This is a genomic window from Fulvimarina fulva (genome assembly GCF_039652615.1).
Taxonomy (GTDB): Bacteria; Pseudomonadota; Alphaproteobacteria; order Rhizobiales; family Rhizobiaceae; genus Fulvimarina.
Genome location: NZ_JBDJAC010000025.1, coordinates 1 through 19,318, shown reverse-complemented (window position 1 = coordinate 19,318; position 19,318 = coordinate 1). Strand labels below are relative to the sequence as shown.

At 61.7% G+C, this 19,318-nt stretch carries 16 protein-coding genes and 1 pseudogene; 6 read left to right on the top strand and 11 right to left on the bottom strand.

All coding sequences use genetic code 11. The annotated features are described in order from the left end of the window. The first annotated feature begins 435 nt into the window (after positions 1-435). The 5 genes from ABDX79_RS19425 (at position 436) to ABDX79_RS19405 (ending at position 5,417) form a co-directional block, all read left to right on the top strand. Positions 436-564 carry a hypothetical protein gene (locus ABDX79_RS19425; protein WP_346221952.1) on the top strand — a complete coding sequence of 43 codons (129 nt, stop codon included), beginning with the start codon at positions 436-438 and terminating at the stop codon, positions 562-564. 272 nt (positions 565-836) lie between these two features. After that, complete coding sequence (locus tag ABDX79_RS19420) at positions 837-1,004, top strand: hypothetical protein (RefSeq protein ID WP_346221951.1); 168 nt, start codon at positions 837-839, stop codon at positions 1,002-1,004. Positions 1,005-1,083: 79 nt separating this feature from the next. Further along, on the top strand, positions 1,084-2,160 hold the full coding sequence (locus ABDX79_RS19415; RefSeq protein ID WP_346221950.1) for a ribonuclease T2 family protein: 1,077 nt from the start codon (positions 1,084-1,086) through the stop codon (positions 2,158-2,160). Between the two features lie 858 nt (positions 2,161-3,018). Further along, complete coding sequence (locus tag ABDX79_RS19410) at positions 3,019-4,377, top strand: hypothetical protein (RefSeq protein WP_346221949.1); 1,359 nt, start codon at positions 3,019-3,021, stop codon at positions 4,375-4,377. A 32-nt stretch (positions 4,378-4,409) separates the two neighbouring features. Further along, on the top strand, positions 4,410-5,417 hold the full coding sequence (locus tag ABDX79_RS19405) for a COG3904 family protein (RefSeq protein WP_346221948.1): 1,008 nt from the start codon (positions 4,410-4,412) through the stop codon (positions 5,415-5,417). Here the strand turns inward: ABDX79_RS19405 and ABDX79_RS19400 are convergent. The 10 genes from ABDX79_RS19400 to ABDX79_RS19355 form a co-directional block, all read right to left on the bottom strand. After that, positions 5,377-5,826 (bottom strand): MgtC/SapB family protein, encoded by a 450-nt coding sequence (locus tag ABDX79_RS19400; protein ID WP_346221947.1) that lies wholly within the window; start codon positions 5,824-5,826, stop codon positions 5,377-5,379. The genes ABDX79_RS19405 and ABDX79_RS19400 overlap by 41 nt on opposite strands. A gap of 223 nt (positions 5,827-6,049) precedes the next feature. Then, a complete protein-coding gene (gene glgX / locus ABDX79_RS19395; RefSeq protein ID WP_346221946.1) occupies positions 6,050-8,110 on the bottom strand; it encodes a glycogen debranching protein GlgX in 2,061 nt (686 codons plus the stop codon). 465 nt (positions 8,111-8,575) lie between these two features. Further along, positions 8,576-9,163 carry a class I SAM-dependent methyltransferase gene (locus tag ABDX79_RS19390; RefSeq protein WP_346221945.1) on the bottom strand — a complete coding sequence of 196 codons (588 nt, stop codon included), beginning with the start codon at positions 9,161-9,163 and terminating at the stop codon, positions 8,576-8,578. Beyond that, positions 9,141-9,866, bottom strand: a complete 726-nt coding sequence (locus ABDX79_RS19385; RefSeq protein WP_346221944.1) for a PIG-L deacetylase family protein — start codon at positions 9,864-9,866, stop codon at positions 9,141-9,143. The genes ABDX79_RS19390 and ABDX79_RS19385 overlap by 23 nt, the downstream gene beginning before the upstream one ends. Next, the gene (locus ABDX79_RS19380; RefSeq protein ID WP_346221943.1) at positions 9,863-10,954 is read right to left on the bottom strand and encodes an acyl-CoA dehydrogenase family protein; all 1,092 of its coding nucleotides are present in this window, start codon (positions 10,952-10,954) and stop codon (positions 9,863-9,865) included. The genes ABDX79_RS19385 and ABDX79_RS19380 overlap by 4 nt, the downstream gene beginning before the upstream one ends. Continuing rightward, positions 10,944-12,074, bottom strand: coding sequence for a glycosyltransferase family 2 protein (locus tag ABDX79_RS19375; RefSeq protein ID WP_346221942.1), 1,131 nt, complete (start codon positions 12,072-12,074; stop codon positions 10,944-10,946). The genes ABDX79_RS19380 and ABDX79_RS19375 overlap by 11 nt, the downstream gene beginning before the upstream one ends. After that, complete coding sequence (locus ABDX79_RS19370) at positions 12,064-14,181, bottom strand: catalase (protein WP_346221941.1); 2,118 nt, start codon at positions 14,179-14,181, stop codon at positions 12,064-12,066. Before ABDX79_RS19370 ends, ABDX79_RS19375 begins: the two co-directional genes overlap by 11 nt. A gap of 79 nt (positions 14,182-14,260) precedes the next feature. Then, complete coding sequence (locus ABDX79_RS19365; protein WP_346221940.1) at positions 14,261-14,386, bottom strand: hypothetical protein; 126 nt, start codon at positions 14,384-14,386, stop codon at positions 14,261-14,263. A gap of 230 nt (positions 14,387-14,616) precedes the next feature. After that, positions 14,617-16,515 (bottom strand): pyrroloquinoline quinone-dependent dehydrogenase, encoded by a 1,899-nt coding sequence (locus ABDX79_RS19360; protein WP_346221939.1) that lies wholly within the window; start codon positions 16,513-16,515, stop codon positions 14,617-14,619. Next, positions 16,512-16,847: a hypothetical protein gene (locus ABDX79_RS19355; RefSeq protein ID WP_346221938.1), complete on the bottom strand. Its 336-nt coding sequence runs from the start codon at positions 16,845-16,847 to the stop codon at positions 16,512-16,514. The genes ABDX79_RS19360 and ABDX79_RS19355 overlap by 4 nt, the downstream gene beginning before the upstream one ends. A 648-nt stretch (positions 16,848-17,495) precedes the next feature. Here ABDX79_RS19355 and ABDX79_RS19350 point away from each other — a divergent pair. After that, a complete protein-coding gene (locus ABDX79_RS19350; RefSeq protein WP_346221937.1) occupies positions 17,496-18,479 on the top strand; it encodes a calcium/sodium antiporter in 984 nt (327 codons plus the stop codon). A 625-nt stretch (positions 18,480-19,104) separates the two neighbouring features. On the opposite strand, the pseudogene ABDX79_RS19345 reads toward ABDX79_RS19350, so the two are convergent. After that, positions 19,105-19,318: pseudogene (locus ABDX79_RS19345) on the bottom strand (IS5 family transposase); the annotation flags it as partial.

Below are 19,318 nucleotides of genomic sequence, written 5' to 3'. Positions count from 1 at the left end.
GGCCGAAAAAGCCACGCTTCACCTTAAAAAAGGTGCGACACCGCGGGCATCGATGCCCTGCCAACGTCCTGACGGAAAATCCTCACTCCCATTGACATGGCTAACCCCCGCAGCTGACAACGGCCTGACGGCTCGCTGACACCAAACTGACATGGGAGGAAAAGTCTGCCCGTCATGAAGCGCCAGGGAAGGGAGGCCCGATGCGCACGCTGATCGTGGAGGATAATCGGGAGCCGCACAAACCTTGCTATTCGATGAACGGAACGATGAAAAGCCGGAACGCAAGTGCATCAGCCCGCGCATAGCTGTGTTGCGCTGCAGCATATTGCTGGATGTCCGCTCCAAAACTACCTTCTGGTCATGATCGGGGTCGCCGATCGAAACGGACCAGACGATATCCGCATGTCGTGGATCATCGCAGGAGAGGTAGTTACCATGACCGACAAGAACGAACGCAGCAGGACGAATCGGATTCGTTCTGCATTTTTGGGCATTGTCGATAGCGTGCGCGAGGCACGCCGTCTCCAGGCGGATATGCTGCGGAAATATCCGCACCTGCGTTGAATGCTGATGGCCGGTCTCGTCTACGGTGAGACCCCCGGCAGGGCCGCATGTAGCTCGGGCCGGATCGGGCCACCTGCATTTTGAGGTGCCGCACGGCGTCCCGGGCGCTGGCGACACAAAATGACCGGAGACGAGACGAAATGCGCTCTCTCCTTCCGCAGCGTCCTTGCCAATGGGGCAGGCTTTGCGGAAGTGGAGAGCGTTTTGCGTTGGGCGTTGGCCGTCTATCGCGATGACACGGGCTGACGATGTGTGGCGACGGCTATGAGGGCATGACCTTCCTTCGTGAGCAGTTCGCGGACGAGGGCCTGAACGATCCTGCCGACCCGATCCATGGCCTCGACCTTCGTGCGACGGCGGGGGACTTCGCGCTGAATGACGAGAATGAAAAATCCCGCGAAGGCACCGGCAGGATTTCACGCGGCAGCGCAAGATATTGACCCGGCGAGACGGGGTGACTCTCGGAGCGCGGCGCGAAATAATGCCGGCGACCCTGCCCGTGCCCACCGGAGTTCTCCCGTGCCGACGATTTATCAGCGCGCCCTGTCCTCGATCCTTGCCGTCGGCCTCGCATTGTTCGGGGCAAGTGCGTCGGCGCAAGGGGAGACGAGCGCCATGTTCGTCGCCTCCGAGAGCTGCCCGGCCTATCAATCGTTCCGCAAAGGCACCAATCCCGGCGATGTCTCGATCGTGCCCGGTACAGCTTACGAAATGATCGGCGTCAACGGGAGTGATCCCACCCACTATCGTATCCGCGTGCCACAAGCGAAGCCGCGGGAGCGCTGGGTCGCGATGGATTGTGGCGGGACCGGACGTGAAGCTGCGGCTGCGATATCCTCGAAACCATCGCAAAAAGCACAGGCCGGCTCCGATCCGCGCGGGGCAAGCGCGCTCGCCGATGCGCTGGGCGGATCGGCTTCGGGACCTGCCGCATCATCCGATCAGCGCTCGCCCGCCGGCAGTTATGTGCTTGCGGCCAACTGGCATGCCGCCTTCTGCGAGATACGCCCGCGCAGCCGGGATTGCCGATCGGGCGGCATGGAGGATGGGTTCAAGCTGCACGGCCTCTGGCCGCAGCCGCGCGGCACCGAATATTGCGATGTCTCGCGCCGCGATGTCGCCGCCGATCAGGGCGGACGATGGCGCGAACTTCCAGAGCCAGACATCACCACGGCGACGGAGCGGCGGCTCGCGGAGGCCATGCCCGGCGTCGCGGCTGATCTTCACCGGCATGAATGGATCAAGCACGGCACCTGTTACGGTGCCGATGCGGAGGAGTATTTCGTCGATTCCCTCGCTCTCGTCGAAAAGCTCAACGCTTCGCCCGTCGGCAAGCTTTTCCGCGCCAATCGCGGCCGCGAACTCACCAATCGGGACATCCGCACGGCGTTCGACACAGCGTTCGGGCGGGGTGCAGGCGAGCGGGTTCTCGTCGATTGCAACGACGATGACGGCCGCGCCGTCATCAACGAGCTCATGATCAATCTGAAAGGCCGGATTACCCCGGATAGCGATCTTGGCGACCTGATCCTCAACGCCCCGACGGCACCACGTGGCTGCCCCCTAGGGATTGTCGACCGGAGCGGCGATCAGTAGGGGAAATTTTCATTCCGCTGAGGTCTGTGGAGAACCGGGCAACATAAAAATTTCACGTGACTGGAGAGCCTGAAGACTGTAAAGCCTCGCTCGCTGGTTACGGACTGTTTCACGGCGATGCCGGTCGCAAACGGCAGAAAAAAAGCCGGGTTCGAAAACCCGGCCTAAATAAGTTGGGTTCGAAAAGAACCCTTGGGAGGAAACAGTCGGTTCAATCAGATTGGGAGGAGGTAATCTTTTCGTCCCGACTGATGACAAAATAGACTTTGCTGCACTGCAGCGCCAGATCTATTTCAGGGAGGCAGCTATGCGTGCAGCGCATAGCTCAATCGTGCCATAGAGATTATCTATGAAAATGGAGATCTCGGTTGGAATGCACCGATCGCCATTGAAAGCATCGTACCAAAAATGGGTGCCGGTTTTCCGAAATCCCGATGCATAACCAATCCCTTGGGACGTCAGAGACGATCCCGGCAGTGGTTTTGGCGCTGAGACCTCGTCCCTGCCGCCATCAATCCGCAAGCCCGATCATGGTTCGGGCAGCATATCACCTCGCGCCTTGTCTGACCAGACTGCGGCGCAGCGCCTCAGGCGGTAACCCTCTCGGGTAAAACTTTCGCCAGTTTGCGCCCCGCGCATTGTCTTGCTCCATGTGAAAGTCTTAATCTTTGCTTAACCCGGTCGTTGGTTCGGCTCGTCGTCGACGATCGACAAGTCAGCGGTCCGCATCGGAGCGCGGCATGGGGCCGGTTTCCGGAAAACCCATTCGAAAACAAAGGACTGGAGCGCAGGGCGCAGATGCCGGAAACGCTTCAGCGATCGCCGGGCGGTGATCGGCACGAGGATTGAAGCAAGCGTATGAGCGTATCGCAGTCCTATACACTTCGCGGGCAGCAGACGCGCCTCGACAGCACCACCAAGATCACGCTGGCCGTTCTGGCCCTCGCCTCCGGCGTCTACACTTACCTCGGCGTGCGCGAATTGCTTGACGGCAGCGCGACGGCAGTCTTCCTCGGCGCGATCGTCTATTCCTCCGCCGTCTCCGTCGCGATCTACGCCTTCTGGTCCTATCTGATGCGGTTCATGCCGCATGTGCGCCAGCCCGGCAGCCGGCGCATGCTCTATCTGGCGATGGCGATCGGCTCCCTCATGATCATCGCCATGTCGTCCTGGCTGAATGCCTCGGCGCTGGCGGGGTCCGCGGCGCTGGAGCAGCATTTGTCTGTGACCACCGAGGAATATCAGCAGAAGCTGAACGAGGCGCATGAAAACGCGCTCGCCGCCCAGTCACTGCTCCCGGATATCCAGCTCGCGGCCCAGCGTTTCGATAGCCTCGCCAGCCAGGAGGCGCGCTCGGGCTCGCTGACCGGAACGTCCGGTTCGGGTACGGTCGTCCAGCTTTTAAGGCAGATGTCGAACCAGCTTGCCGGCCTCCAGAGCGAAATCCAGGCAAGCCGCGCGCAGGTTGCGACGATCTTCGACGAAGGCGGGGCGCGGCTTTCGGCCATGCGCCAGCTGGTGTCGAGCCAGGGGCCTGTTGCCGAGCGGGCGAATGCCTTTGCCGAGGAGGCGGTCCAGCTTTCCGGCATCATTACGGGATTGCAGCAGAACTCGGTCGCGCCGGCGGTGAAGCGCGCTGCCGAAGATCTTGGCCGGTCTTTCATCGCACCCGTCGCAGATGGCGGCGATGAGAGCCTGCGCGCCCGCCAGAGCCAGGTGGTCGGCCGTGTGGAGGATGCGGTGCGCGCCCAGAGCGGCCAGCTTGTGGCCGCTGCGGAGGAAATTCTGACGCGCCCCGATGTCGAACCGTTCCGCTTCACGCCGCTCTCCGCCCCGGAAGCGGTGATCCGCTATGCCGTCGACTTCCTGCCGTCCTGGGCAGGGGCGATCTCCATCGACCTCCTTCCGGCTGTCCTCATCTTCATCCTGTGCATCGTGCAGGACGTGATCCGGCGTGAGGACGGCGAGGAGATGGAGACCGGCGACATGTCGGCCGCCGATCTGATGCGTGCCATCCGCATCCAGAAGCGCATCCGCTTCGCCGAGGACGACTGGCAAGCCGAAACGCGCGGCGCCGAGCGGCCACGAGAACCGGAACGACCCGGCGAACCGCGCGCCGAGATGCCGGAGCAAAAGGCTGGCGAAGAGGGGCGCGACATCGTTCAGCACAACGATCCGACCGGTCCGACACCCTTTCCTAAGACCGTGTCTCGCTGAAGCGGCGTGTCGACGAATAAAGACAGGGCGCGATGATCGGCGAGGAACCCAGTCCCGGCCGCGTGGACCGGCTCATTCAAAAGATCCCCGAGGGCGCGATCCTTCGGGCGATCTTCGTGACGCTGCTCATCGTCAGCGGCGCAATCGTCTATCTCGACTGGCGGGATTTTTCCGAAGCCGAATTCGACACCGCCCGTGTCGAGCGCACCGAGCCGCTGCCGGTCAAACGGCCCGAGCCGGGCGATCAGGTGCGCCCCTATCTGCCGAATACCATTCCGGTCGGTCCCGATCGGGGCAAGCCCGAACTGCCCGGCTATGACGGGCCGGTGGATTCCGAAGCCATGACCCGACCGATGACGTTCTTCGATGCGGGCGATGGGATCGTCTCCGCCGTCGGACGGATCGAGATCGGAACCGCGAGCGATTTCCGCGAATTCCTGGGCGAAAGAACGCGCGCCGGGGGCACCGTGCGCCGCCTCTTTCTCCATTCGCCCGGCGGTTCGGTGGAGGATGCGCTTCAGATGGCCCGCGATATCCGGGCGGGCGACATCGCGACCGAAGTGCCCGCCGACGGCTATTGCGCCTCGGCCTGTCCGCTCGTCTTGTCCGGCGGTTCGACGCGGCTTGCGGGAGAATCCTCCTGGGTCGGCCTCCATCAGGTCTATGCCGCCGAGATTCCCGGCATGCCGAGCGCGCGCGATCTGGACCGCTCGATCTCGGACATCCAGCAGACCATCGCCCGCGCCCAGCAGCTTCTTTCCGATATGGGCATCGATCCGGCGATCTGGATCAAGGCAATGGAGACGCCACCGGCTGACCTCTACGTGTTGACGGAAGACGAGCTGATCACCTCCCGCTATGTCCGCCCATTCCCCGATGGTCCCGAATTCATCGGCCCGCGCCGGCCCGAGGATTTTCGGCTGGACGGCGAGCAGATCGCCTCCATTGAAAGCGAAGACGAAGTCACGGCACCGGTGGACGCCGAGCCGGAGCCAGCCGTCATTCCATCTTCTTCACAAGGCGAAGGATCACGAGGGTGAGGACGACTGCGATCAGCGCAAGTCCGTATTCGCTCAGCCCGCAGGCAAGGCCGAGCGCGCCGACGACCCAAAGCGAGGCGCCCGTCGTGAGCCCCTTGACCTCGCCGCGCGCCTGAATGATCGCGCCGGCGGCGAGAAAGGCGATGCCGGAGGTGATCGCCCCCACGATCCGGATGGGATCCGAGCGCACGCCATCGCCGACCTCGTTGAACCGGTCGACGAGGGAAATCATCAAGATGGTGAAGAGGCAGGCGCCGATGCCGACCATCATATGGGTGCGCAGGCCCGCTTCCTGATCACGTCGCTCGCGCTCGTACCCAACCGCCCCCGCGAAAAGTGCGGCGAGAACCATCTGGCCGGCCCGTTCGACAAAGAGCCAGCCGGGTAGCATCTCCTCGATGAATTCCATCTCGTTCGTCTCGATTTCAGCTGCGCGACATATGAAGGAAAAGGGAAGAGACCCCGCTTCGGGTTCCGAGGCGAGGCGTGTGCTTCCCGAACTGGGGGCCTTCAAAAAGAGGGCGTGCGTCACACGAAATCCGCTTGATCACTTCGTGATAGCGGATTTGAAGAACGCTCAACCGCCGCGCGGGCTTCGTTACTGTACCCGGCTTAAACAGCCGGATACAGTATCAGACCTCTTTGACGACCTCGAACAGGATGAAGACCGACCTTGCCTTCACGACGAGACCGTCGCTGGCTTTCAAGGGGCGGGGCTCGAGATCGGGCCAGTCCGATTGCAGGACGAGCATCAGGACATGGCCCGGTCGCGGGGAGGGAAGCGCAGTTTCGATGTCCTGTGTCGAGGCATTGAGATAGACGATGGCCCGCTCGCTTGCGTCACTTTCCGGGTCTTTACGCTTATAGACGCTCATACCGAGGAAACGGCGGGTGGGATCGCTCCAGTCGCCGTCATACATGCGTTGGCCGTCCTCGCGCAGCCAGATGACGTCTTCCATCTCGCCGCCGACAGTCTTGCCTGTGAGGAAGGCATCGGCCGCGAGCGCCGGATGTTCGCGCCGCAATTTCGCAAGATGCGCCGTCAGTGCGATCAGCTCTTCATCGGCGTTTTGCCAGTCGAGCCAGATCGTCTCGTTTTCCTGGCAATAGGCGTTGTTGTTACCCCCTTGCGTGCGGCCGAATTCGTCGCCGGCGACGATCATGGGCGTGCCGCGCGAGACGAAGAGCGTCGCAAGAAAGGCGCGCAGATCGCGCTTGCGGGCATCGATGATCGCCGGATTGTCGCTCGCGCCCTCGGTGCCGTTGTTCCACGAGTAATTTTGGCCGTTCCCGTCGCGGTTCTGCTCGCCGTTCGCCTGATTGTGCTTGTTCGCATAGGCCGTCAGGTCGCACAGGGCGAAGCCGTCATGGGCGGCGATGAAGTTGACGCTTGCCGAAGGACTGCGTCCGGCACGATTGAAGATATCCGCCGATCCGGCAAGGCGCGTCGCAAGATCGGCGACGCGGCCGCTATCGCCCCGCCAGAACCGGCGGACACCATCGCGGAACTTGTCCTGCCATTCGAACCAGCGCGGGGGGAACGAGCCCACCTGATAGCCGCCCGGTCCGATATCCCAGCTTTCGGCCACATGGATGCGGTCCTTCAGCACCGGATCGGCGGCGACCATCTTCAGGAAGGGTGCCTTCGCGTCGAAGCCCACGGGCGTGCGCCCGAGAACGGGGGCAAGATCGTAGCGGAACCCGTCGACGCCGCTCGCCTCGACGAAGGTGCGGAGGGTGTCGACGCAGAGCCTTGCCACCGGATCGCGCCAGACGGCGAACATGTTGCCGCAGCCGGTATAATTGACGAGCTTGCCGGGGTCGTCCGCTTCGTGGGCGTAATAGAGCTTGTTGTCGAGCCCGCGATAAGAGAGCGTCGGCCCGTCCTCGTCGCCCTCGCCCGAATGGTTGAGGACGACATCCAGAAGAACGCGGATGCCGCGCTCGTGCAGGGTGTCGACGACGCGGCGAAGCTCCGGCAGGCCGCCCGGCACGATGCGCGGATCGGGCGCCATATGGGTGACCGGATTGTAGCCCCATGCGTTCGAAAGGCCGAGTCGGACGAGGTGTTCCTCGTCGATCGCGGCGGCCAGCGGCATGAGTTCCACCGTCTCGACGCCGAGCCGCTCCATATGGTCGAGGAGCGGCTTTTGCGTGAGTGCCGAGACCGTGCCGCGAAACGTTTCGGGAATATCCGGGTGAAGCTGCGAAAAAGCGCGGATCAGGACTTCATAGGTGAAGCCCGGCGCGCGGAAGGGCAGGGGGTTTGCGTCGCGCGTCAGATCGGTGACGACCGCCTTGGGCATCAGCGATGCGGTGTCGAAGCGATGGGCTGGCGGCGCTTTGAGGGCCGGATGGAACAGAAACGGCCGATCGATAAGAACCGCGTAGGGGTCGGCGAGCAGCTTTGAGGGATCGAAACGGTGGCCTTCCTGCGGCGCGTAAGGGCCATGGGCGCGAAACCCATAACGCGCGCCGGGCTTGAGGCCGGGGACGAAGCCATAGCGGATGACGCCGTCCGCGCCGGGAAGGGCAAGCCGCGCGACCTCCGTCGTGCCGGTCTCGTCGAACAGGCAAAGTTCGATTGCGTCGGCATTTTCTGAGACGGCGGCGAAATGGACGCCCCCATCGGTTGGTGTTGCGCCGAGGCGCTCGGGGCACCCGTGTTCCGCGGTGATCGATATCGCTGTCATGGCCGCGAGACTTACTGCGAGACCGGCTGTTTTGTCACGAGGGTGCGTTCGTCAGCGGCGTCTGAAACGGGATGGAAGAGAGGGTTATGGGAAGGATGAACTGAGCGGGCGGGAGCGATCCTCTGTCGAAGTGCCTCGAGTGGGAAAGCCGCCTCCTTTCTTGAGAAACGAGAAGCAAGATTTGGAGGAGGTCACGAAACGCCGCATGAAGGACCATGGACTGATCCTCAGCGCTAGAGCATCAGACTTATCGCCCGGTGCTCTAGCGTGCTCGATCGTGTCCCGCAGGAGGCAATGCTGGCACCTATCCTTGTTCACGCCGACCTCTTCAGAGCGGAAGGAAGAACCAAGTCCGCCGATCGTGAAAAGGTCGGCAACTCTGTTCGTCGCCATGATCACCGATCTCGCCTTGCTGTTCCTGCTGGCGCCTCGGGTCGTCGGTTCCGTGCTCGTCACCGACTACTGTCAGGCCTTTCGGATCCTGTCGAAAGCCAGTGCTTGGAAGCGCGAGCTCCGATGGCGGAAGACGAGACGATGGCTGTCGCCCATCACATCATGAAGCCGGGTGGTCAGGAGGAACGGCTTCGTGGACACATCGTCGAAGTCGCGATGATGGTGGAGGAAGACGAGCCGTCCGCCGGGTGCAACGGCTCCGGTCAGACGGGCCAGAAGAGGCCTCAGGTCGTTTTCCTCAAGATAGTAAAGCACCTCCGATGTCACGATCAGGTCGAATGGGCCCTGTGGCATGTCGCCGGGCAGAACTGCCTGGGCAAAGCGAACGTTCAAAGCACTTCCATGCCTTTTCCGCGCCTGGTCGAGTGCTGTTTTAGAGCCGTCGAGCGCCGTCAAACGCAGGCATTTTCGCGCAAGGCATGACGTCGTCTCGCCATTGGCGCAGCCAAGCTCCAGACCCCGTCCGAACATTCGCTGGCCGACCGCATGCATCAGAACGCCGCGCTTTTGGTGCTCGAACCGTGATGTTCTGTAATTCCAGGGGTCCGGGTCGCCTGAAAACAGCGCCTCGAAGCCGTCAACGCCGATGGGCCGTTTCATCCTGCCAGTAGATCTCCGTTGGTCCCGTCAGTCGGGCAATTGTGGCCGCTTCCAGCCGGAACCCCGTCGGATCGTCCGTGATCAGCGAGGTGGTCTGGCTCTGGTGTTCGGCGACGGCGAGACGCTTGATCTGCGTTCTGGTCGACACGTCGAATTCGCGTCGTCTCATCTCGCCCGGCCGTGGACGGTCGTCCGACATGCCGAGTTCGTCCAACCAGATCGCATATTCCAGCCGTAACGCGCCGCATGCGGTTCCTGACATCGCCTCCGTCACAAGGCGCCAGGAAGCGCGATGATCGCAATGCGGATCGCGCCGCCAGGGTAGCAGAACGAGTTCGGGGTCGAACGCCTCGAGGATCTGGGAGATGCCTTCGCGCGCGCCATGCCATTCCGCCGTATCGGGGGCCGGCATGTTTGCGTCCAGCAGGCGAAGGAATGCGCGAGGCATCTGGCCAAGGCCGAGCATCTCAAGGGCACGGTATGCTTCGACCTCGCGCTGGGCTGCGAGGCGCGATCGCGGCCAACTGTCGGAGTTGCCGTGCGAGGCGCCCCCATCGGTGACGAAAAGCGTGTGGAACTGACGCCCGTCTGCGGCAAGGATCGAGGCCAGGCCCCCGCATCCGAGGGACTCATCGTCCGGATGTGGCGCAACGATCAGGATGCGGCGCGCCTGGAGTGACCGTGGATCCTCAATTTTCGTCATGATCTGCTCCATCGGCCGGGTGCCCAATCGTCTGCCGCAATGGCATTGCCCAATGATCGCAAGGCGCCGTCCGGATTGGGTTGGCGCAGATAGGTCCGCAAATCGCGAATGCGTCGCTCCAGGGGATGTGGCCTGTTGAACCCTGCCGCACCGACCGCGCGTTCGGCGTCTTCGAGGACCGCGAGCGCGAAAGCTTCGATCGCCGAGCGGGTGGCTTGCGACACGGCGACGAGGCGGCGCCCTGCCGAGATATCGTCCGGATCCGAAGCTGCCGCCGACCAGGCACGGGCTGCCTTGGCGAGCCAGCCATAGGCGCTCTCCACGGCGATACCCATCTGCGCCAGCCGATGCGCCTGATAGGGATCACCGGCGCGCCCCGTGCGCTTCAGATGATCAAGGGCGATATCGAAAACGGCGTGCAGGCCGCCTGTCTGGACGGCGGCGAACCGGATCGCACCGCCGCTGAACCAGGGCTCTCGAATATAATCGCCGGGCCGCCCGAGCCGGTGATCCGCCGTGATCTCGAAGCCTGTGAAGTCGACGACGTGACTGCCCGATCCGCGCATACCCATCGGGTCCCACCAATTCCGGTCGACAGGCAGATCGGCCAGCGGCACCAGAAACATCTGACGGCCGCCATCGCACGGCGCGGTCACGATGGCTTGGTTCAGACCGTCGACGCCAGATGCGAAGTTCTTCGCCCCATGCAGCGTGCCGCCGGTTTCGCACAGCGGCCGATCGGGTGCGTCTGTGTTCCAGACGCCGAACCAGTGTCCGAGGTTCGCGGAGTTGCCGATCAAGGTGTGCTGACGTTCGGTGCCGAAGCTTCTGATCAACAAGAGAGCGTTGACATGGCCTTCGTAGATACGTCCGACACTCAGGTCGCCGCGTCCGACCGCTGCCAGAAGCCGCAAGAGGGTCAACACGTCTGCCGGATCGAGCGGCGGATGGGAACCGAGCGGGGATTTCGACAGCAGCGAAAAGCTGGAATGAGGGAAAGCCGCTTCCTGCTCATAGGCAGGCGAAAGAGCCGACAGGCCGTCGGACAGCGCCAGCGCTTCGCTCTCGACGAGAGATCTATGCCGCATCGACGGTTCTTTCCTGATCGGCGATGATCGCCCGCAATTCTGTGATTGCAGTCTCGATATCGACCGTGGCGCGCGCATCCGGTTCATCCGGCGCAAAGCGCTGCACCAGAATTTCGGGTGCGAGAAAATCTCCGGCCGCATCACAGAAATCATCGAGCTCCAGACCGCAGCGCGCCGCACATTGTACGGCGAGGCTTGCGCTCGCTTGGTTCATCTGTCGCAACATGCTTCGGCGAAGGGCTCTTTCCACGACCGACTCCGGGTCTTCGACGAGACAGGGGCGGCCGGTTTGCGCGTCTGCGACCCATGCCGCGATCGTATCGGCCATGCCGCCCGGCGCCCGTCCCTTCGTCCGGGCAGAGACTTCGACCCGGACCGACGGTGAATGGCGAAGTCTGTATCCGGCATCGCGCACCCGGGAGACGAATGCGAGATCCTCGCGGTAGGGCAGCGCCGGCAGGCCTCCCACCGCATCGAAGACATCGGCGCGAACGGCGAGGCTGGCGCCGGTGTGGTCCCGGTGACGCGGCCATGGGTCGTGCTCCACCGGATCAAGGAGGCTCATCACCCGGTCGCAAAGGTCCGCGTATATGAGATGAGAGGCGGCACGTGCGAGGAAAGCCTGCCCGAGCAGGGCTTCCTCGCGCCGATCTCCGACAATCCGCCCGCCCACGATATCGGCCCCGGCACTGATCGCCAGGAGGTTGGCATCGATCCAGCGTGCGGATGGCACGGCGTCGGCGTCGGTCGTCAGGAGAACCGAGGACATCGAAGTCCTGCATAGGGTCCGCGCGAGGTCCAGGGCGAACCGCCGCGCTGTTCCGACATGCGCGAAAGCCGCTGGCAGCTTCAGATCGACCAGATGGACCCGAAGACGCGTTCCAAGGGCTGCATCTTCGATGGCATTTCGCGATCGGTCGGCGGTGTTGTTGAGGACGATGACGATGTCCAGCGAGCGGTCCTCTGCCGCCAGCCAGGTCTGGGAGGACAGTGCCCGGATCAGACGGGGAATCCGCTCTTCCTCGTCCTTGGCAGGCACGGCGACCACGGGTTGCAGGTCCCTGGTCGCCGCGACCTCGCTTCTCATAACGAAAGGGTCCGATGCCGAATTAGACAGCATCGACTTTCTTCTCGCGCGGCCAGTAACGCAGCTCCCGGCACATGGTCACAAAGGGCTCGGCATCGCCGGGAGCCTTCAGGCAGAGGCAACCGTCATCGAGATCATCCTTGACACCGGCCTTGTCGATGAGCGCCATCGCCTCTGGCGAATAGGCGATGAACTTGCAGTGTGCGAACGCATCCGTCACGAAATCTCTGGCCGTCGCTTCCTTTGACAGAAGGGTGGCTCCGTCCTTCGATACCAGAATTGCGACGGCGTCGTAGAGCATGGACGGTCCACCGTCGATCTTCTGTTGGCCTTCGATCCAACTGCCGTCGCTCGCCTCCACGCCGCCGACCATCGGCGCGACGATCTCGACCATCGCTCCTTCCGCCTTGGCGGCGCTCATGAGTCCCTCAAGGAGTTTCCCGTCGACCCCGTCGGTGACGAGAATGCCGATCTTGCGGCCCTTGAAGCTCTTCGGGCCGTTCGACAGGATCGAAAGCTTGGGCGAGGCCTTCAGGTCTGTCTTCGTCGGTCTCGCGGCCTTGGCCGGGTCCGGCATCTCCTTCAGGCGCAGGCTCTTTGCGACCGTCTGGGCCAGGCCTTCATCGACATTGCGAAGGTGGGACACGATGCGCGAGCGGATCGCCGGCGTCTCGACCTTCGATAGCTCGAAGGTGAAGGCATTGCCGATGTGAACCTGTTCGGTCTCTGTCTGAGACAGATAGAACTGCCGGGCCTGACTATAGTGATCCGCGAATGTTTCCGAGCGAACCCTGGCCTTCCGGCCGGATATCTCTTCAGGATAACTCGAAAACCCCGTCTCCGGCGCCTCGCGAGGACCGCCTGCTTCGCCGCCCCAGGAATTCGGTTCGTAATTCGCGCGGCCTTTCGGATTCCGCATCGACATATGCCCGTCCTGCTGGAAGTGACGAACGGGACAACGCGGTGCGTTGACCGGAATATGTGTGAAATTCGGGCCGCCCAGCCGTTTCAGCTGGGTGTCGAGATAGGAAAAATTGCGTCCCTGAAGCAGGGGATCGTTCGAGAAGTCGATGCCGGGAACGACATTGCCGGTCTGGAACGCGACCTGTTCGGTCTCCTGAAAGAAATTCTCCACGCAGCGGTCAAGCGTCATCTTGCCGACGATACGGATTGGAACCTCCTCCTCGGGAATGATCTTGGTCGCATCGAGGACATCGAAATCGAACTGTTCGGCGAACTCCTCGTCAAAGAGTTGAAGACCGAGCTCCCATTCCGGGAAATCGCCCGACTGGATCGCATCCCACAGATCCCGGCGATGAAAGTCGGGATCGGCACCGTTCAATTTCAGCGCCTCGTTCCAGACGACGGATTGGAGACCCTGCTTGGGTTTCCAATGGAATTTGACGAATGTCGACTTGCCCTCGGCATTGATCATGCGGAAGGTGTGGACGCCGAAGCCTTCCATGAAGCGGAAGGAGCGCGGGATCGTCCGGTCGGACATGATCCAGAGCGCCATGTTCATGGCTTCCGGCGTCAGCGAGATGAAATCCCAGAAATTATCGTGCGCCGTCTGCGCCTGGGGGAAGCCCCGGTCCGGTTCCGGTTTTGCCGCGTGGATCAGATCGGGAAACTTGATGGCATCCTGGATGAAGAAGACCGGGATGTTGTTGCCGACGATGTCCCAGTTGCCTTCCTTGGTATAAAACCGTGTGGCGAAGCCTCGCACGTCGCGCGCGAGATCCGCTGAACCTTTGTTGCCGGCAACCGTTGAAAAACGGACGAACATCTCGGTTTTTTCACCGGCCCGCTGGAAGATGTCGGCTTTGGTGATGTCGGCGAGCGACTCGTAGGTTTCGAAGACCCCATGGGCCCCATAGCCGCGGGCATGGACGACACGCTCGGGAATGCGTTCATGGTCGAAGTGGAAGATCTTCTCGCGGAAATGCTGATCCTCGATCAGCGTCGGACCCCGCGCGCCGGCTTTCAACGAGTTCTGGTCATCCGACACGGGCGTCCCGCCCTGCGTCGTCATTACCGGCACGTCGCCACCGGCAGTCTGGTGGATCTCTCCGCCATGACCGACATGTCCGCCTCGATCGAAACGAGACACATCCGCAACTTTATCTAATTTTTTGGACATCGAATTTCTCTTTGAGTTCAAATATTTGAATCAAAAAGGGGAACGCGCGAAACAGAAAAAGCGCTAAGTCTCACAAACATTAATTCAGATAGCCAGCGATCAATTCGACCAGCCAGTTTGCCTGCCGAGAGCCCGCAGGCCCAACGCGCTGCTGTTCAAAAGGCTGTTTGTAGTTCTCCGACGGGATGAAGAAACGGGCCAGCATCGGCACCGGCTCCCGTCATCGAATGGCGGACAGCAATAAAGCAATATGTCGGTCTCGATGCTTCCACAAAAGAGACGGCGGTCCGCTATCGGTCCATGCACGGCGCACGATCTGGCGCAGAGGATGCCGACTTGAGCGCCGTGCCGGTTATGAAACGCCTGTCAAAGCGTTTCGGCTTTCTTGCAGCTTCGTCTCGATGTGAGGCTTTGAACCTCGATCGACCGCTCGTCCTACCTCGTGTCCGGCAATGAATAGGCGACGATCTGATCGCCCACTTGCGGCTTCAGGATCGAGTTGCCGCCAGCGACGAACACGACCCATTGTCTTCCGTTGTGTTCGAATACGGCCGGGTTGGACACGGACGGTGCCATCACCGGGTCGTTCCACAACTCCTTGCCGTTCGAAGCGTCCAGAGCACGCACGCGGGAGTCGATCGAGGCGCCGATGAAGATCAGCCCGCCGCCGGTAGAGACCGGACCACCGATCGTCGGCGTTCCCCAACTCTCCGGCATGTAGAAGCCGTAGCGCTGAATGCGACCAAACGGCACTTCCCAGGCCTTTTCGCCCTTGGCGATGTCGTAGGCAATCATCGTGCCGAAAGGTGGCTTCCAGCAGGGCATGCCGGCCCAGTTCTCGAACACCGAGAGATAGAAGCCGTAGGGCGCGCCTTCCTGCGGATAGTAGCCGGCCTCGTTACCCGAACCGCCGGCGATCTCGTCGTATTCTTCACGCGGGATCAGACGATAGATCTGGGCGACGCGGCTTGCGTTCACGTAGAAGAGGCCGGTCTTCGGGTCGTAGCTGCCGCCGCCCCACTGCATGCCGCCGGCCGTGCCGGGAAAGGCGAGCGTTCCTTCTTCCGAAGGCGGCGTATAAAGCCCCTCGTAGCGCAGGTCCTCTGCCTGGCGCGAGCAGGCGCCGAAGGAGACGAGGTCGGCGAGCCACCACACGCCCGGCCAGTTTTCGTGATCGAGCGAAGGCGGTGGAGCGGCAGGGAAGGGCTGTGTGGAAGAGGCCTGTTCGCCCTCGATATCGGACGTGGGGACGTCGCGCTCGGGCCAGTCGAAAAGCGGCTCCCCGGTCTCGCGGTTCATCACATAGAGAAAGCCCTGCTTCGTCGGCTGGGCCAGCGCCGGGATGGTTTTCCCATCACGTTCGATGTCCATCAACGTCGGCGCGGACACCGTGTCGTAATCCCAGATATCGTGATGGATGAGCTGGCGCGACCATGCGACCTCGCCGCTCTCGACATTGATCGCGGTGACCGATGTTGCCATTGGAATGGGTTCGGTTCGATTGCCGCCCCAATAGTTGGGGCTCGGCGAGGAGACAGGCACATAGACGAGACCGCGCTCCGCGTCCGCGCTCATGGCGGTCCAGACATTGGCGGTTCCGGTGCGCTGGCGAATGTCCTCGGGGATGAACTCCACAGTCCATTTACGCTCTCCGGTTCGCGCATCGATGCCGAAGAGGGTGCCGGGAGGCGCCTCGGCGAATGCCCAGTCCTTGCCGGCCCAGCCGAGAACCAGCGTATCGCCCACCACCGTCGGTGGCTGGAGCAGCGAGAGCGGCCAGCGGTCGTTCGTGGTGTTCCACTGGTTGACGTCGAGAATGCCGTCTTTGGCGAAATCCGCACAGGGCTTGCCCGTGTCGGCGTCGACCGCGTGAAGCGTTGCCGTCATGGTGCCAAGATAGACTCGTTTCTGGCAGGCCTCGCCCTCCTGTGGGTCGGCGGCTTCCCAGTAGGCGACCCCCCGGTTCTTCAGTGCCGGCTGGGTGAGGGCTTCAAGCCGCGATTGGCTGTCATAGCTCCACTTCTCTTTACCCGTTTCTGGGTCTAGCGCGAGAATGCGATAGAAGGGCGTCCCGAAATAGAGCGTCTCATTGGCGTAGATTGGGGTCGCCGACCAGACGGTGGGCGGCAGCTTGCCCGAGCCGTCCGACATGTCGCCGGTGTGAAACTCCCATTGGCGTTCGAGATCGCCGACATTCTCGGTCGTGATCTCGTCGGCGGGCGCGTATTTCTGAGCCGACAGCTGGCCGTGGAACGTGTCCCATCGGTCCTGGGCGGCAAGCGGCGTCGCGGCAAGGCAAGCCATGGAGGCGGTGAGGGTAAGTGCGCGGATCATGACGTGCCTTCCATCGATTGGCCGATGATGACGAGGGCGCCGGCGACAAGCGCGGCGAGCCAGATCGCCGGTTGCAGCAGCATGACCCCGGCAAGGGCCGTGAGAAGAGCGGCCAGGGCGAAGAGGACGAGGAAAACAATTGCCAGCCAACCGCTCGTTGCCGCGATCGCGAGCGTGCCGATGCCGATCGCCACGTGGCCCAGAGCTGCAAGCCAGGGCCCGAGTGTACCGTTGACGCCGGTCGAAGGCGCGAAGAACGTGTAGATCGACCAGATGAATCCGAAGGTAGCGACGAGGATCGCCACCCCCAGCACACGATCGCTTTTGGTCATTCGATACCCTCTGGTTGCAGTTCCAAGCGATAGGAATCGTTTACGATTCCGCTTTCGTCGAGGTTAGCATGACGGCGAGCCGTATCGCGGTAAGTTACCGTAGGCGGCTTATATCATGGTATCGTGCAGGGCGCGGTTCGGTTTTCTCCGTAGACATGCCGAATTGTTTGCGACGCCCCATGAACAAGCGACCTAGAAATCTTCATCGCTCATGCGGGGCCGAGGGATGTATATCTCTTACCTTGAAGAACCGAACGGCGAACATCCCGCTAAGGCCAGGAGCCGGCGACGGATGAATGACAGTTCCCGGGACAGTAACAAACCCGCTGAACGACCCACAACGTGTTGAGATCTGAGTAGCAGCTATCCGTAATTCTGGAGATCTGCTCGTCCGGTTCCGGCCCATCGCGACCGATCGGTAGGTTTCTCGGAGTGGGGTAGGGGAACTGTCCGCTTTTCGTGCGAAAAGCTGTGAAGCTGCCTTCAGTGACTGTCAACCTGCAACAGAATTGATGCTTTGTTGCAAATCCGCGACTGGGTTCGATCGATCATTCGCATTCTCTTCAACGCGAACAGGTTTGCATTGCAAGGGTTTAACTCACGCTTACATGTCGAGCGCTCCGTGGATTGAAAGCTGGTTGAGGCCCGATGCAGTCGTTCATCTTCTTGATAGCAGGACTGGTTCTTTTGATCGTCGGCGGCGAGTTGCTCGTCCGAGGATCGGTGAAGACGGCAAGCAGGCTTGGTGTCTCGCCTCTCGTCATCGGCTTGACACTGGTCGGGTTCGGAACGTCGACGCCGGAGCTGGTGACTTCGGTTCAGGCGTCATTGTCTGGCGCGCCCGGGATCGCCATCGGTAACATCGTCGGCTCGAACATCGCCAATTTGCTGCTCATTCTCGGCGTTTCGGCGCTGCTAGCACCGATCGCCGTCAAATCCTCGTCACTTCGCCGGGACGGTGGGGTTCTGATCGCGGTCAGTGTCGGGTTTGCGGCTCTCGCCGTTGTTTGGCCTCTCGATCGCTTTGTCGGCGCTTTCTTCGTCCTCCTTCTGGTCGCCTACATGGTTTATGCGTTCCGCCAGGAGCGTGTCGCAGGTGCAGACCATGGAGCGGCGTTCGACAAGGCTGAGGCGCTTCAGGAGGCAGACACGGCTCTGCGTCCAGAAGCTGAAGATAAGGGCGGCGGATCCATCCTCCTGCCCCTGCTCCTCGCGCTTGCCGGTCTTGCGCTGGTGGTTTTCGGGGGAATCCTTCTTGTCGATGGCGCGGTGGCGATAGCCCGCGATTTCGGCATATCCGAAACTGTCATCGGTTTGACGATCGTTGCCATCGGCACTTCGATGCCGGAGCTGGTCACCTCCATTACCGCGGCGATCAAGAAGCAGTCCGACGTCGCATTCGGTAACGTCATCGGATCCAACATCTACAACATCCTCGGCATCGGTGGTTTTACGGGACTGATTTCGCCGGTAGAAATTCCCGATGAAATCATCCGGTTCGACAATCCCATCATGGTGGCCGTCACGGTTCTTGCTGTCGTTTTCGCCTGGTCGGGCGGACGGATCGGGCGCGTCGACGGCATGGTGCTCCTGACGGGGTATGCTGTCTACATGTTTGTGCTTTGGCCCTGAACTGCGTCATGGCTCCATTCTCCTAAGAGCTGGAGCCTCCGGCGAACCCGCATCAGTTCAGAATCGATTTCCGTGTCGCATCCCATGTCGCTTGGAGCTGCCGACACTACCGGGAAACCCCTGTTCATCAAGGGAAGTGGCTGCAATACGGAGGCGACATGCAACGGCAGGTTTCCGCCATTGGTGGGCGCTTTAACCTGCTGATTTTACCTGTGAATTTGAGTGGCTGGGGAACCTGGATTCTCAGCCAGGGAAAGCTCAAGTATCTGTAAACATTATTGGTTCTCGATCGCATGCTCGAAGACGGGCGTCATTCCTGTGCCCCGGGTATGGGTCGACGTCAAGCCGTACAGGTAGTGAGTTCCCGCCGTGTCCGGCTCGAACGACAGGATGGACGGCGCGCGGTCAGCCAGACAACGGATCTTGGCTCGCGTGGAACGAACAGCTCGGCCGTAGCAGGGGGCAGCGGTAAGCGGACGAGAGAGGCGAGTTCTGGCTTGCCTGCTGCTGAAAATCGAGATCATCGGCATTTGAGTGAACTTGTTCTCCGGGTGGTCAAACCCAGAGATGTATATCCGTCTTCGACCTCATGAAGGATGGGCGATGACGAAGACACAACCGAAAACTAGGCCTCGTGGACAAAGGGTAGCCAAAGTTTGATTGCTGCAATGGAGACGAAGCCGAGATAGGACTCTCTGGTTTTGTCGTATCGGGTTGCGACCCGTCGCCAGTTCTTGAGTTTGTTGAACAGGCGCTCGACGAGATTGCGCCATTTGTACTTCTCAGCGTTATGCGCCGGCGGATCGATCCGGTTCCGCTTGGCAGGAATGACCGCCTCG

Coding starts and splice junctions, on each gene's coding strand:
- ABDX79_RS19425 (WP_346221952.1), top strand. CDS start 436: ATGACCGACAAGAACGAACGCAGCAGGACGAATCGGATTCGTTCTGCA.
- ABDX79_RS19410 (WP_346221949.1), top strand. CDS start 3,019: ATGAGCGTATCGCAGTCCTATACACTTCGCGGGCAGCAGACGCGCCTC.
- glgX (WP_346221946.1), bottom strand. CDS start 8,110: ATGACAGCGATATCGATCACCGCGGAACACGGGTGCCCCGAGCGCCTC.
- ABDX79_RS19385 (WP_346221944.1), bottom strand. CDS start 9,866: ATGACGAAAATTGAGGATCCACGGTCACTCCAGGCGCGCCGCATCCTG.
- ABDX79_RS19360 (WP_346221939.1), bottom strand. CDS start 16,515: ATGATCCGCGCACTTACCCTCACCGCCTCCATGGCTTGCCTTGCCGCG.
- ABDX79_RS19400 (WP_346221947.1), bottom strand. CDS start 5,826: ATGGAATTCATCGAGGAGATGCTACCCGGCTGGCTCTTTGTCGAACGG.
- ABDX79_RS19365 (WP_346221940.1), bottom strand. CDS start 14,386: ATGCTGGCCCGTTTCTTCATCCCGTCGGAGAACTACAAACAGCCTTTT.
- ABDX79_RS19420 (WP_346221951.1), top strand. CDS start 837: ATGACCTTCCTTCGTGAGCAGTTCGCGGACGAGGGCCTGAACGATCCT.
- ABDX79_RS19405 (WP_346221948.1), top strand. CDS start 4,410: ATGATCGGCGAGGAACCCAGTCCCGGCCGCGTGGACCGGCTCATTCAA.
- ABDX79_RS19350 (WP_346221937.1), top strand. CDS start 17,496: ATGCAGTCGTTCATCTTCTTGATAGCAGGACTGGTTCTTTTGATCGTC.
- ABDX79_RS19390 (WP_346221945.1), bottom strand. CDS start 9,163: ATGAAACGGCCCATCGGCGTTGACGGCTTCGAGGCGCTGTTTTCAGGC.
- ABDX79_RS19375 (WP_346221942.1), bottom strand. CDS start 12,074: ATGCTGTCTAATTCGGCATCGGACCCTTTCGTTATGAGAAGCGAGGTC.
- ABDX79_RS19355 (WP_346221938.1), bottom strand. CDS start 16,847: ATGACCAAAAGCGATCGTGTGCTGGGGGTGGCGATCCTCGTCGCTACC.
- ABDX79_RS19380 (WP_346221943.1), bottom strand. CDS start 10,954: ATGCGGCATAGATCTCTCGTCGAGAGCGAAGCGCTGGCGCTGTCCGAC.
- ABDX79_RS19370 (WP_346221941.1), bottom strand. CDS start 14,181: ATGTCCAAAAAATTAGATAAAGTTGCGGATGTGTCTCGTTTCGATCGA.